We start from the raw sequence: 13,865 nt of genomic DNA on the forward strand, positions 1-13,865 counted from the left end.
GCGGGACTCACGGGGCATACGAGGCGGCGGTAGGGTCAGCCCAGCGACGGCGGGGCCGCGTCCGCCGCCGTGCCCCACTCGGACGGGCGCGCGCCGACCGTGAACGCGAGCGTGCCCAGACGGCGCAGTGTGTCGGTGGTGACATAGGTCCGGCGGTAGTCCGCGCCGTCGAGGCGGACCGTCCGCACATAGCGGTCCCGGTCCGAGGTGCCCGGCGCGGTGACGGTCAGCCCGCCGCGCGGGTAGTGGGCCCGGTCCAGGACCAGGTCGACCCGGTCGAAGACGGGGGTGCTCAGGCCCCAGGTGCCGTAGCCGGGCTGCACCGGGAAGAGGCCGATCGAGGAGAAGACGTTCCAGGCGGACATCGTGCCGAGGTCGTCGTTGCCGGTCATGCCCGTCGGCCCGTCGGTGAAGAGGGTCAGCGCGGCGTGCACCACGTCCGTGGTCTGCCAGGGGCGGCCGGTCGAGAGATAGGTGTACGGGGCGATGAGGTCGGGCTCGTTCTGCGGGTTGTACTTGTCGGCGTTGTAGTACGCGTAGGGCCCGTTCACCCATACGTTCCGCGCCGTCCCCGCGGGGTCCTTCAGCAGCCGGTCGTAGGCGAAGAAGGCGTCGAGGCGGTCGTTGGCGGCCTTCTTGCCGCCGATGAGGCCGATCACCCCGCGCAGGTCCTGGGGCACCAGCCACTGGTACTGCCAGGCGGTGCCCTCGTGGAAGCCCTCGCTGCGGGCCGGGTCGGCCTGGCCGGTGAACGCCCCGGCGGCGTCGCGGGCGCGGAAGAAGCGGGTCGAGCGGTCGAAGACGGTGCGGTAGTTGCGGGAGCGGGCGGCATAGCGCGCCGCGTCCGCGTGGTGGCCGAGGCCGCGCGCCATCTGGGCGAGCATCGCGTCGGACAGGGCGTACTCCAGCGTGACCGAGGCGCCGTGGTGGTAGTCGGAGTCGCCCGGCTTGGCGTACGGGCGGCCCTTGATGTACGGGGCGAAGCCGCGCGCGAGGTACTCCCGGTTCGCCTCCCGGCCCACGTACATCGAGTCCGGGGGCGGCACGCCGTCGGCGTTCTTCCTCAGGGCGCGGTAGGCCCGCTCCTCCTGGCCCTTGAGCAGGCCCTGCTGATAGGCGTTGGTGAGGTAGGGGGTGACCGGGTCACCGCTCATGATGTTGGTCTCGACCGGGCCGTAGCCCCACTTGGGCAGCCAGCCGCCGTCCTCGTCGATCTTCAGCACGGATAGCGCCATGTCGCGCGCCTCGCGCGGGGCGAGCAGCCCGAGCAGCTGGGACTGGGTGCGATAGGTGTCCCACAGGGACCAGTTCTGGTAGTACGTGAAGCCCTTGGCCCGGTGGATCCGCTGGTCCCAGCCGGTGTACCGGCCATCCGCGTCACTGCCGGTGTTGGGCGCCAGGAAGGACCGGTACAGCGACGAGTAGAAGGTGGTGCGCAGGGTGTCGCCGCCGCCCTGGACGCGTACGTCGTCCAGGCGGTCCTCCCAGGCCCGGCGGGCGTCCTCCCGCAGCAGGTCGAAGGAACGCCCTTGCGCCGAGGCGAGGTTGACGTCCGCGCCGTGCGCGTCGACGTACGACAGCGCGGTGGTCGCCTCCACCGTACGGTCCCCGGTCGCGTCGAAGGTGACATACGCCCCGTTGCGCCCCGGCCCCGAGGTCCTGGTGCCGCCCGGGGTGATCGCGCCCTGGTGCCAGGTTCCCTGGGCGGTGAAGGGCCGGTTGAAGCGGGTGACGGTGTAGACGGTGTACGGGCGGCTGGAGCGGCAGAAGCCGCTGCCCGTGATCGAGGTGCGCACGGTCCGGTCGTCGAGGATCTCGACCGTGGACGAAACGTTCTTGTGCAGCGCCTGGCCCGCGTTGAGCAGCACATTGGCCTTGGCGGTCGCCGGGAAGGTGTACCGCTGCACCCCGGTGCGCCGGGTCGCCGTCAGCTCGGCCTGCACACCGCTGCCCAGCCGCACCCGGTAGTACCCGGGGCTCGCCTCCTCGTCGGTGTGCCGGAACGGGGCCGCGTACCGGGCGTAGTCCGTCTCGGTCACGTCCCCCGTCGTCGGCAGAACGGGCAGGTCCCCGCCGATGGCGCAGCCGACACCGGAGAGATGGACCAGGGAGAAGCCGCGGATCCGGCGCTGGGTGTAGTCGTAGCCGGTGCTGTGGCCGGTGTCCGGCGAGAGCTGCACCATGCCGAAGGGAACGGTGGCCCCCGGAAAGGTGTTCCCTTCGTTCTGGGTGCCGATGAAGGGGTTGACCAGGTCGGTGAGCCGGTCGGTGTGCGACTCGGCGGCATCGCCCGCAGACGGCGAGAACAGCGCCGAGACCGCCACCGCGCCCGCGGCACACACCCGCAGCCACCGGGTCCATCTCATCTCGGAAGACCTCCGGAAGATCGACATCGTTGGTGCTCATGGTGGTGGCGCGATGTCTGGTTCCAGAGGAATGAGCGGATTCTGCCTGTGGCGCGTCGCGGGTCACGGGCCCCTCGCGCGCCCCCCGCGGCCGCGTCTCACGGCACGTGCCGGCCCTTGCCCAGGGCGATCACACCGCCCGGGGAGACCGTGTACAGCTCGGCGTCCCGGTCGGGATTGACGCCGACCGTCGACCCCGGCGGGACCTCGACGTTCTTGTCCAGGACCGCTCCGCGGACGATCGCACCCCGGCCGACATGGACGTTGTCGTGCAGAACCGAGCCCTGGACCACGGCTCCGGGGTCCACCACGACCCCCGGGGAGAGCACCGAACGCGTCACCTGGCCCCGGATCAGACAGCCGGAACTGATGATCGACTCGCTTGCGATGCCGCCCGCGTTGAAGCGGGCCGGGGACAGCTGACCGGAGTGGGTGTAGACGGGCCAGCTGCGGTTGTAGAGATTGAAGGCGGGCCGCTCGGCGATGAGGTCCATGTGCGCCTCGTAGTAGGCGTCCAGCGTGCCCACGTCCCGCCAGTACCCCTGATCGCGGCTGGTCTCGCCGGGCACATGGTTCGCGCTGAAGTCGTACAGCCCGGCCTCCCCCCGGTCGGTGAGCGCGGGCAGGAGCGAACCGCCCATGTCGTGCACGGAGTCGGGGTCCTCCGCGTCCCGCTGGAGCGCCTCGATGAGCACCTTGGTGGTGAAGAGGTAGTTGCCCATCGAGGCGAACACGCACTCGGGGTCGTCCGGCAGCCCCGGCGGATCGGCCGGCTTCTCCAGGAAGCGCCGCACCGTCCGGCCGTCGGAGCCCGGAGTGATCACCCCGAAGGAGGAGGAGTCGGCGCGCGGCACCCGGATCCCCGCGACGGTGACGCCCGCGCCGCTGTCGATGTGCTGCTCCAGCATCTGCCGCGGGTCCATGCGGTAGACGTGGTCGGCGCCGAACACCGCGACGTACTCGGGCTGTTCGTCGTGGATCAGGTTCAGCGACTGGAGGATCGCGTCCGCGCTGCCCAGATACCAGCGCGGCCCCAGCCGCTGCTGGGCCGGGACCGGCGTGACGTAGTTGCCGAGCAGGCTGGACATCCGCCAGGTGGTGGTGATGTGCCGGTCCAGGGAGTGCGACTTGTACTGCGTCAGCACACAGATGCGCAGGATGTCGGCGTTGACCAGGTTGGACAGGACGAAGTCGACCAGGCGGTAGGTCCCGCCGAAGGTCACCGCCGGTTTCGCGCGGTCCGCGGTCAGCGGCATCAGCCGCTTCCCCTCGCCGCCCGCCAGCACGATTCCCAGCACCGAAGGTCCACCGCGCATATCGCCGCCCCCTCTACGGTCGTTGTGCCGCTGCCTGCTTCCCTCCTACCCCCGCTCGAGGACTTTCTCGTACAGGCGGACCGTGCGGCGGGCCACCGCGGCCCAGCCGAACTCCCCCACCGCGCGCTGCCGTCCCGCCTCACCCATGCGTCCCGCGGCCACCGGGTCGGCGAGGACGGCGTCCAGGGCGGCTGCGAGACGCTCCTCGAAGCCGTCGTCCACGTCGACCAGCAGCCCGGTACGGCCGTCGTCCACGACCTCCGGGATGCCACCGGTGCGCGAGGCCACCACGGCCGTACCGCACGCCATGGCCTCCAGATTGACGATGCCCAGCGGCTCGTACACCGAGGGGCAGACGAACACCGCCGCGTGGGTGAGGAGTTGGATCACCTCCGGGCGCGGCAGCATGGCCGGGATCCAGTGGACGCCCTCCCGCTGTCCGCGCAACTCCCGGTACAGCTCCCGGAACTCACGCTCCGTGGCCGGTGTGTCCGGGGCGCCCGCGCACAGCACGACCTGTGCCTCGGGGGTGATGTGCCGTACGGCGCGCAGCAGTTGGGGCACGCCCTTCTGCCGGGTGATCCGGCCGACGAACAGCACATAGGGGCGGTGCGGGTCGACGCCGACGCGGGTGAGCACCTCCGTGCCGTGGTCCGGCCGGTAGAGCGAGGTGTCGATGCCGTTGTGCACCACATGGACCCGGTCCGGGTCGAGGGCCGGATAGCAGCGCAGGATGTCTTCGCGCATGGCGCCGGAGACGGCGACCACCGCGTCCGCGGCCTCCATCGCGGTGCGCTCGGCCCAGCCGGACAGGGCGTAGCCGCCGCCCAGTTGCTCGGCCTTCCAGGGGCGCAGCGGCTCCAGCGAGTGGGCGGTCACCACATGGGGGATGCCGTACAGCAGCTTGGCGAGATGCCCGGCGAGATTGGCGTACCAGGTGTGCGAGTGCACCAGTTCCCGGTCCCGTACGGCGGAGGCGACGGACAGGTCGACGGAGAAGGTGCGCAGGGCGTCGTTGGCGGTGTCGAGGGCGGGCCAGGGCCGGTGGCGCACGACACCGCCCGCACCGCCCTCGCCCCAGCAGTGCACATCCAGCTCGGTCAGCGCGCGCAACTCCCGGGCGAGGAACTCGACATGGACGCCCGCCCCGCCGTAGACCTCCGGCGGGTACTCGCGGGTCAGCAGTCCGACACGCACCGAAGCCCCCCATCTCCGTGGCTGGTTCCCACATGGTCACCCAGATGCGGCCGGTGCGGAAGACCACGCGGGCTCACCCGCGGCCCGGCGGGCGGTCGAAGCAGCAGTCGCCGCACAGACCGCCGCCGGGCACCCGGTAGTACAGACAGCAGCTGCTGCGGCGGCCGGTGCCGGGGTCGACGGTTCCGGCCAGGTCGGGGTGGGTGAACCGGTCGGCGGCCAGCGCACGGGCCCGCTCGGCCGCCTCCGCGCTGCCGCCCGTGCGCGCCCACTGGCCGATCATGCGGACACTGCTCGCGAGGGCGGCGCCCGCGTTGCCCCACAGCAGCCGCGCGGAGACCCGGTGGCGGGCGGCGAGCGCGGCCGTGAGCGGGACGAGGTGTGCCTCGCGCACCACCGCGTCGAGCGCCCCCGACGGCAGCGGGCGGACCTCGTCGAGCCAGAGGTCGTCCGGCGCGCTGCCGTCCGGGTCCCAGCGCAGCAGCCGCGGATCGAGGTCGGGCACCTGCCCGTACAGGGCTGCGGCGCCGAGCGCCACGGACCACAGCCGGGCCGCGAGTCCCTGGTGGGCCAGCGAGGCGGCGACCCGGTCCTCCCGCACACCGAGCGCACGGGCGACCTTGCGGACGCGGAAGTCCAGCGGATCCGGGTACCCGTAGGGGGCCGCGGCCCCGCCGGGCGCGTACGCCCGTGCGAGGGTCGGCAGTCCGGCCCGGGGCGGCGCCCCGGTGTGCAGGACGAAGAAGCCGCCGAGGGGGCGGAGGGCGGCGAGGCCGGGGTCCATGTCCACAGAGGCCAGTAGTACCAAGCCGGGCGGCCGGGCTCCCCCGAGGGACCCACACCGCGCCACCCGTCCTGGGGAGGAGGGAAACGGGATCGTACTCCTTCGGCAGTACGAGGCAGTCGGTGCTCAGGGACGACGACAGGAACAGACCGGGACGGCATCGTGTTGACCATGCAAGCCGACCGTTCGCCGCGCCGGGCCGCGCGCCCCGGCGCCGCGCGAAGGAGCAGCCGATGAGCGCCCTCGCGTTGTCCGTGCTTCTGTCACTCGTCTCCGCCATCGCCTACGCGGGCGGAGCGATCGTGCAGGAGCGGGTCGCCGTGTCCGCACCCGACCGGCCGTACGCGCCGCTGCGCCGGCCGGCCTGGTGGGCCGCCATCGCGCTGAACGCCCTGGGCGGGCTGCTGCATGTCGCGGCGCTCGCCTGCGGTCCCCTGAGCCTGGTCCAGCCGCTGGGCGCGCTGACCATCGTGTTCGCGCTGCCGATGGCCGCCCTGTTCGTGCATCGCAGGGCGGGCGCGACCGCATGGCGGGGCGCCGTTCTCGCGACCGTCGGGCTCGCGGGCCTGCTGTCCCTGATCGGCACCTCCGACAGCCGGTCGCTGAGCGATCCCCAGCGGGTGACGACCGCCCTGGTGACGGCCGGGGCGGTCGCGGCGCTGATGGCGGCGGGCCGGGCGGCGCACCGGCGTCCGGCGGTGCGCAGTGTGCTGCTGGCGGTGGCGTCGGGCGTCGCCTTCGGCATGTCCTCGGTGTTCACCAAGACGGTCGCGGTGGACTGGACGGACGGTGTCTCACGCACCGATCTGCCGAGCCTCGCGGTGATAGCCGTCCTGGCCACCGTCGGCATTCTGCTGTCGCAGGCCTCCTACCGGGGCGCGGGCCTCGCGGCGCCGCTGTCCACACTGACGGTGGTGAACCCGGTGGTGGCGGCCGCGGCGGGCATCACCCTGTTCGGGGAGACCTTCCGCCACGGCACCACGGGCACCATGGGGGCGCTCGCCTGCGCGGCCGTCGCCGCGGGCGGTCTGATCCTGCTCACCTCGGAGCGGATCGGCGCGGAGAAGGGCCCGGTACCGGCTCAGCGGCGGCGGAGCCCCGCCGAGGACCCGGAGCCCGCTCCGCACGGTGAACCGCCGGAAGCGGACGGCCCCTTCCACGGCCGGGTGCTGGTGGCCGTGCCGGGACCCGGCCGGGAGCTCTACCCGATGCCCGCCCGGATCAGATCTTGAGTCCGCCCGCGCGGAGGTAGGCGACCGGGTCGATGTCGCTGCCGAACTCGGGCCCCGTCCGCACCTCGAAGTGCAGATGCGGGCCCGTGCTGTTGCCGGTGGAGCCGGAGCGGCCGATCCGCTGCCCGGCCACCACGTGCTGGCCGTCCCGCACGGAGATCGCCGACAGATGGCCGTACTGCGTGTAGCGGCCGTCGGCGTGGTGGATGACCACCTGGTAGCCGAAGGAACCGCCCCAGCCCGCGCTGACCACCTGCCCGGCCTCCACGGCCCCTACGGAGGTTCCGGTGGGCACGGGGAAGTCGACCCCGGTGTGGTAGCCCTTCGACCAGGAGGAGCCCTCCTCGTGATAGGGCGTGCCCATCGCGGCGTGCACCGGGGCGATCAGTTCCCGGGTGGCGGCCGCCCGGCCGGAGGCGGTCTTCCCGGCGGACGAGGTACGGGCCGGGTGCCGGGACGGCGGGTGCGCGGAGGTGCGGGTGTGGGGCGGCTCCGGGTGCGTGGGGGCCTTGGCCCGCAGATCGAGCCGCTCGCCGGGCAGGATCAGATCGGGATCCGCGCCGACAGTCGTCCGGTTGGTGTCGTACAGCCGCTGCCAACCGCCCTGCACCTGATGGGAGTCGGCGATGCCGGAGAGGGTGTCACCGTGCACCACGGTGTACATCTCGGCGGTGCCCGCGTGCGACTGCGGCGTGGTCTGCGGCTTCACATCGCGGACCGAGCGCGTGGGGGTGCCCGCGGTGGCGTGCTTGGTTCCGGTGGCGGTGTGCTTGGCCTCGGTGGCGGTGTGCCTGGGCTCGGTGGGGGTACGGGGGGTCTCCGTGGTGGTGCGGGTGACCGTGAGTCCGGCGTGCCCGGAACAGACGGGCCAGGCTCCGGGGCCCTGACCCGCGAGGACCTTCTCGGCAATGGCGATCTGCTGGTCCCGGGTGGCGAGGTCGGCGCGCCGTGCATAGGCCGTGCCGCCGTAGGCGTCCCAGGTGGACTGGGTGAACTGGAGGCCGCCGTAGTAGCCGTTGCCGGTGTTGATGCTCCAGTTGCCGCTGGACTCGCAGGCGGCCACCTTGTTCCAGGTGCCCGCGTCCGCGGCGTGCGCCACACCGGCGCCGATGAGCGGGAGCGCCATTCCCGCGCCGCCCGCCGTGACGGTGAGCGAGGCGCGGTTGAATCTGCCCGGCTGGTACCGGCGGTGCCGACCGCGTACGGCCATGGTGAGCCCCCCTCGGCGTGCGTCAGGAGGCCCAAAAATAGGGGCCGCCAACAGACCCCGGCAAGGCGGCAATCGGCCGCTCGCGGCCCCAACTGGCCGGTAAGCGCCTTTGCTTGGGGATCGGGGAGGAGACGTCCGGGGCGGGAGGGAACGATGGGACGCCTGTCCGACACGTCCGGATGTGCGGGGGCGGTACCGGCACGTCGGGATGGTCGTCGGGCAATACTGACGTGCACGACCGGCACCACCCGTCGAGGACATCTTCAGGACCGAATCGGTACCGACGATTCCCGTACCCCTAGGAGCCAACCGTTATGAACGCTTCCGCCCAAATCGGCGTCACGGGCCTCGCGGTCATGGGCCGCAACCTCGCCCGGAACTTCGCACGCAACGGCTATACGGTCGCCCTGCACAACCGGACCGCCGCCCGGACCCATGACCTGGTGAAGGAGTTCGGCCACGAGGGCGACTTCGTGGCGACCGAGGCTCCGGAGGACTTCGTGGCCGCGCTGGAGCGGCCGCGCCGTCTGATGATCATGGTGAAAGCGGGTGCGCCGACCGACGCGGTGATCGAGGAGTTCGCCCCGCTGCTGGAGCCCGGCGACATGATCATCGACGGCGGCAACGCCCACTTCGCGGACACCCGCCGCCGGGAGAAGGAGCTGCGCGAGCGGGGCATCCACTTCGTCGGCACCGGTATCTCCGGCGGCGAGGAGGGCGCGCTGCACGGCCCCAGCATCATGCCGGGCGGCTCGACCGAGTCGTACGCCTCCCTCGGCCCGATGCTGGAGAAGATCGCCGCGAAGGCGAAGGACGGCACCCCGTGCGTGACCCACATCGGCCCGGACGGCGCCGGTCACTTCGTCAAGATGGTGCACAACGGCATCGAGTACGCCGACATGCAGCTGATCGGTGAGGCGTACCAGCTGCTCCGCGATGTCGCGGGCTACTCCCCCGCCGAGATCGCCGACATCTTCCGCACCTGGAACACCGGCCGCCTGGACTCGTATCTGATCGAGATCACCGCCGACGTGCTCTCCCATGTGGACGCGGCGACCGGCAAGCCCTTCGTGGACGTGGTCCAGGACCAGGCGGAGCAGAAGGGCACCGGGCGGTGGACCGTCCAGATCGCCCTGGACCTCGGGGTCCCGGTCTCGGGCATCGCGGAGGCGGTCTTCGCCCGCTCGCTGTCCGGCCACTCCGCGCTGCGCGAGGCGTCGCGCCACCTGACCGGACCCCAGGCCGCGCCGATGGACAAGGCCGAGGCGGGGGCCTTCGCGGACCGGGTGGAGCAGGCGCTCTACGCCTCGAAGATCGTGTCGTACACCCAGGGCTTCCACGAGATCGCGACCGGCAGCGAGGGGTACGGCTGGGACATCGACCTCGGCGAGGTGGCCTCCATCTGGCGCGCGGGCTGCATCATCCGCGCCGCCTTCCTCGACCGGATCCGCGCCGCCTACGACGCCCGCCCCGACCTGCCCAGCCTGCTGTCGGACGAGGCGTTCGCCCGGGAGATCGCCGCCGCGCAGAACGACTGGCGCGAGGTCCTGGTCGCGGCCACCCGCCAGGGCGTCCCCGCACCCGGCTTCTCGGCCGCCCTCGCCTACTACGACGCCCTGCGCGCCGAACGCCTCCCCGCCGCCCTCACCCAGGGCCAGCGGGACTTCTTCGGAGCCCACACCTACCGCCGCACGGACCACCCGGGCTCGTTCCACACCCTGTGGGGCGGGGACCGGACGGAGGTGGAGGCGTAGCTTTCGGGACGGGGCGGCCCCGGGCGCCCGTCACTTCAGGGGTGAGCCCGGGCGCCCGTCACTTCACTTCAGGGGCGGGCCCGGTTCCGGCTGGGGAACGGGGTCCGGGCCCGGGGGTTCGGGGACCGGGGACGGGGGCGGCTCGGGCGTGGGACGCGGCCCCGGTTCCGGCTCGGGGACGGGCTGCGGCCGGTCGGGGCCGGGCCCGGGGGGTGCGGGCCCCGGCCCGGGCGGTGTCGGCCCGGGCGCGGGGGGCATGGGGGACGGCTCCGGCGGCACGGGCCCGGGACCCGGTGGTGCGGGTTCGGGGGACGGCTCCGGACCCGGGGTCGGTCCCGGTCCGGGGAGCGGTCCCGGCTGTACGGGATCGGGAAGCGGATGCGTCATCGCGTCCTCCAGCCATTCGATGCGTCGGCCCTGGACTTGTCCCCCGTGTACCCGGCGGCCCCGCCCGCAGTCACTCCGTCGGCCGGTACGCATCCTTGGCCGGGGCCCGCACCCGCGTACCGCCCCGTACCGGAATCCCGCCACTCAGGCCGGGACGGCCCCCGGGCTGCGCTTCTGGTCCGAGCCCGGCACCGGCGCGGAGGCGTCGGCACCCAGGGCCACGATCCGGTTGTCACCGTCCACATGCACGACCCGCGGCCGCAGCGCCCGCGCCTCGGCGTCGGAGACCTGGGCATAACTGATGATGATCACCAGATCGCCGGGGTGGACAAGGTGCGCCGCGGCCCCATTGATCCCGACCACACCGGACCCGCGCTCCCCCTCGATCACATACGTCTCCAGCCGGGCGCCATTGCTGATGTCGACAATATGGACCAGCTCACCGGGCAGCAGATCCGCGGCATTGAGCAGATCGGCATCAATGGTCACGGACCCGACGTAGTGCAGGTCGGCCTGGGTGACGGTGGCCCGATGGATCTTGGACTTGAACATCGTGCGCAGCACTTTGGACTCCTAGAAGACAGCTCCCTGCCAGCTTTCTGCAGGTCAAGGGCGTCACCCAATGTACACCGGTACACATCGTCGTACACCGGTACACATCGTCGAGTTGCTGCTGCCCAAGACCGGCATGGGCGGATCGACTGTTTCGCAGCCGTTGTACGCGCGGGCGTTGCGGAGCCTGGCGGGATGTCGGGGGTCCGGCGAGGGTGCGAAGGGTGCGAGTGTTAGGTTCTCAACAGGCGTTTATTTTTGAGGAATTGACCGTCCAGTCCGCAGCGGGACCCACGCCGTGGCGGCTGCATCGCATCGTGGAGATCGAGCACCATGCGCATTCTGATCACTGCACAGGCGATCTACTCGCACCTTGCTCCCCTGGTGCTGCCCGTGGCAGAACGGGCCCGGGCTGCGGGACATGAGGTGGCCGTCGCCACCGGGGCCGACGTCATCGGGCATGTCGAGAAGCGCGGACTCACCGCTGTGACCCTGCCCCACCTCCAGTCGATGGGGGAGGCGTTCCAGAGCGGGGCGCTCAAGCGTCCGCCGGGCATGGACAAGGCTGGATCCGTGACCGTCGAGCTGTCACCGGAGTTCTTCGCGGCATCCTTCGCCGGGTACCTCGCCGAATCCAGTGCCCAGGACCTCCTCGAAGCGGCGAGCACCTGGCGCCCGGATCTGATCCTCCACGAGTCGACCGAGTACGGCGGCTATCTGGCGGCGGAGAGTCTCGGCATCCCGCACGGCGCTCTGGACATCGCGCCGATGGCCCCCTACGACCACCCCGCCGTGACGGAGGAGGTCAACCGGCAACGGGCGAAGCTGGGCCTGGCACCGGTCGACGACGCCTGGCACCCGTTCCGCGCCTTCCGTGCGGGGGTGGTTCCGGAGGACTTCTACCCCACGGACAGCCGACTGCCCGGCGCCCGCTACTACCAGGTCCCTGCCCAGACGGCGCAGGCCGGCCTCGACCCGGATATCGCCCGGCTCCCCCTGGACCGGCCGCTCGTCCTCGCCACCCTCGGCTCCAACGCCTCCCGGCTTCCTGGTGGCGCCCGCACCCTGCTGAACACCATCGTCGAGACGCTGGGCGAGCTGCCGGTCACCGGCGTCGTCGCCCTGGGCGCGGACCATGACCCGCAGCAGTGGGACGGGGCGCGCCCCGACAACGTGCATCTGACGTCGTTCGTGCAGCAGGAACTGTTGCTCAGGTCCAGCGATGTGTTCCTCACCCATGCCGGTTTCAACGGGACCAGGGAAGCGCTGGCGGCCGGAGTTCCCATGGTTGCCGTGCCATTGTTCGCCGAGCAGTACCACAACGCCAACCGCCTGGAGGAGTTGGGCGTCGGGGCACGAATAAACGTCCAGGACGTCACACGCGACTCCCTCGCTGCCGCGGTGCGCAACGTTCTCGACGACCGCTCCTACCGGTCCCGCGCGCAAGGCATCCAGCGCCGGAGCCATGCCCTGCCCGACCTCGACCGGCTGGTGGAGGACGCGGCGGCGCTGGCTGCCTGAACGGGGCGACCGCCGCTCGCACAGGTCCGCCTTCTTCAAGCCCTGGCATCGCCGGGGACTTGTAGCATCAGGGACCGGCTGCGGAAAGGGGGCTGACAGTGACCTGGGCCGATGCAGTGACGGGTGTGCCCGGACCGGCCACGCGGTCGAAGGCCCCGGCCAGTGGGGCAGCTGTCGACGAGCGCAAGGGCGAGCGCACGCGTCGGCGCATCCTCACGGCCGCACGGCGCAGATTCGCCGAGGTCGGCTACGAGCGCGCCACCATCCGCGCCATCGCGACCGAAGCCGACGTGGACAAGTCCGCGGTGATCCAGTACTTCGGCTGCAAGCAGGACCTGTTCCGGGAGGCCGTCCGCTGGCAGATCCCCCATGAGGCATTCACCACGGACGATCCCCACCAGATGGTGGAGAACGGTCTGCGCCGGATGCTGGACAACTGGGCGGCGGATCCGGACAGTCCCATGGCGGTGCTCCTGCGGACCAGCATGACGAGTGACGAGGCCGCGGAGCTGCTGCGCCGGCATCTCACCGCGGAGGTCACCCGTCGCATCGCTGCCACCATCGACGCCCCCGACGCGCAGCTGCGAGCCGCGTTGTTCAGCGCGATCATGATGGGCGTCGCCACCCAGCGCTTTCTGCTGCACATGCCCGACCTGGCCGAGGCAGACGTGGAGGACATCGTTCGGATCGTCACCCCTCTGCTCCGCAGTCTCGTCGCCCCGGACGCGTAAGCAGGTGTTCTTGATCTCCGGACGCGTGAGCAGGCGTTCTTGATCCCCGGCCGTGCCGCGGGACGGCTGGCGGCGGGCCCGCTTCACTCCGTAGGGATGCGGAACTCGAATTCGGGGCGGTCCCACGGCACGGCGGGTGGGTTCGCGGGGGCGGTTCCGGTCCGTACCGCTCCGACGCGGTGGTAGAAGTCCTCGGCGGGACGGTGTGAGACGACCTTGACACGGTCGAGACCGGCGGTACGGGCCTCGGACTGCATATGCGCGACCAGCAGTCGTCCGATGCCCTGCCCCTGGGCTTCGTCGGCGACGAACAGCAGGTCGAGCTCTGGTGGGGCGAGGACCAGCGAGTAGAAGCCGAGGACCCGGCTGCCCTGCTCGTCGGCGCCGACGGCCGCGAAGACGCGGTGGGCCTCGATGTAGTCGGGGCCGACCCGGTAGCCCGCGACGGAGGCCGCGTACTTCCCCTCGTAGGCCCGCGAGCCGCGCACGAGCCGCGTGAGCCGTTTGGCATCCTGCGCGACGGCCCGCCGTATCGTGATCGGCCGGCGGAGCGGGGAAGTGCGTGAACCCATCGGCAGAGTATGTCGCACCGGGGACCGCCTTCGTGCGGCGGGTCGGCCGGCTCGGCAAGGTGCTCGTCGCCGCGCGCCTATGCACCGCCGTGGGGGGGGGGGGGGGGGGCCCGCCCCCCCCCCCCCCGCCCCCCCCCGGGGGGGGGCCCCCCCCCCCCCGGGGGCGGCGGCCCGCCCCCCCCCCCCCCCCCCCCCCCCCCCCCC

The 13,865-nt window shown here is 72.0% G+C and carries 11 protein-coding genes; 4 read left to right on the forward strand and 7 right to left on the reverse strand.

The window, feature by feature from the left end:
* Nucleotides 1-35: 35 nt before the first annotated feature.
* From ACIHAA_RS24395 to ACIHAA_RS24410, 4 genes are all read right to left on the reverse strand, one after another.
* Nucleotides 36-2,366, reverse strand: a complete 2,331-nt coding sequence (locus ACIHAA_RS24395; RefSeq protein ID WP_399820597.1) for a GH92 family glycosyl hydrolase — start codon at nt 2,364-2,366, stop codon at nt 36-38.
* A gap of 137 nt (nt 2,367-2,503) precedes the next feature.
* On the reverse strand, nt 2,504-3,721 hold the full coding sequence (glgC, locus tag ACIHAA_RS24400; RefSeq protein WP_399820599.1) for a glucose-1-phosphate adenylyltransferase: 1,218 nt from the start codon (nt 3,719-3,721) through the stop codon (nt 2,504-2,506).
* Nucleotides 3,722-3,766: 45 nt separating this feature from the next.
* Complete coding sequence (gene glgA / locus ACIHAA_RS24405) at nt 3,767-4,918, reverse strand: glycogen synthase (protein ID WP_399820601.1); 1,152 nt, start codon at nt 4,916-4,918, stop codon at nt 3,767-3,769.
* A gap of 73 nt (nt 4,919-4,991) precedes the next feature.
* Nucleotides 4,992-5,708: a (2Fe-2S)-binding protein gene (locus ACIHAA_RS24410; protein ID WP_399820603.1), complete on the reverse strand. Its 717-nt coding sequence runs from the start codon at nt 5,706-5,708 to the stop codon at nt 4,992-4,994.
* 227 nt (nt 5,709-5,935) lie between these two features.
* On the opposite strand from ACIHAA_RS24410, the gene ACIHAA_RS24415 reads away from it, so the two are divergent.
* The gene (locus ACIHAA_RS24415; RefSeq protein ID WP_399820605.1) at nt 5,936-6,934 is read left to right on the forward strand and encodes a DMT family transporter; all 999 of its coding nucleotides are present in this window, start codon (nt 5,936-5,938) and stop codon (nt 6,932-6,934) included.
* On the opposite strand, the gene ACIHAA_RS24420 is transcribed toward ACIHAA_RS24415, so the two are convergent.
* On the reverse strand, nt 6,924-8,144 hold the full coding sequence (locus tag ACIHAA_RS24420; RefSeq protein ID WP_399820606.1) for a transglycosylase family protein: 1,221 nt from the start codon (nt 8,142-8,144) through the stop codon (nt 6,924-6,926). The two genes, ACIHAA_RS24415 and ACIHAA_RS24420, sit on opposite strands and share 11 nt — an antisense overlap.
* Nucleotides 8,145-8,458: 314 nt before the next feature.
* Between ACIHAA_RS24420 and gndA the strand changes: the two genes are divergently transcribed.
* Nucleotides 8,459-9,898: an NADP-dependent phosphogluconate dehydrogenase gene (gene gndA / locus ACIHAA_RS24425; RefSeq protein WP_399820608.1), complete on the forward strand. Its 1,440-nt coding sequence runs from the start codon at nt 8,459-8,461 to the stop codon at nt 9,896-9,898.
* Between the two features lie 531 nt (nt 9,899-10,429).
* Here gndA and panD read toward each other — a convergent pair.
* Complete coding sequence (gene panD, locus ACIHAA_RS24430) at nt 10,430-10,849, reverse strand: aspartate 1-decarboxylase (RefSeq protein WP_399820611.1); 420 nt, start codon at nt 10,847-10,849, stop codon at nt 10,430-10,432.
* A gap of 321 nt (nt 10,850-11,170) precedes the next feature.
* On the opposite strand from panD, the gene ACIHAA_RS24435 reads away from it, so the two are divergent.
* Both ACIHAA_RS24435 and ACIHAA_RS24440 read left to right on the forward strand, forming a co-directional pair.
* Nucleotides 11,171-12,358, forward strand: a complete 1,188-nt coding sequence (locus ACIHAA_RS24435) for a glycosyltransferase (RefSeq protein WP_399820613.1) — start codon at nt 11,171-11,173, stop codon at nt 12,356-12,358.
* Between the two features lie 98 nt (nt 12,359-12,456).
* Nucleotides 12,457-13,089, forward strand: a complete 633-nt coding sequence (locus tag ACIHAA_RS24440; protein ID WP_399820615.1) for a TetR family transcriptional regulator — start codon at nt 12,457-12,459, stop codon at nt 13,087-13,089.
* 83 nt (nt 13,090-13,172) lie between these two features.
* Here ACIHAA_RS24440 and ACIHAA_RS24445 read toward each other — a convergent pair whose 3' ends face one another.
* Complete coding sequence (locus ACIHAA_RS24445; RefSeq protein WP_399820617.1) at nt 13,173-13,661, reverse strand: GNAT family N-acetyltransferase; 489 nt, start codon at nt 13,659-13,661, stop codon at nt 13,173-13,175.
* Nucleotides 13,662-13,865 lie beyond the last annotated feature (204 nt).

It is taken from the genome of Streptomyces sp. NPDC052040, assembly GCF_044548405.1.
GTDB lineage: Bacteria > Actinomycetota > Actinomycetes > Streptomycetales > Streptomycetaceae > Streptomyces.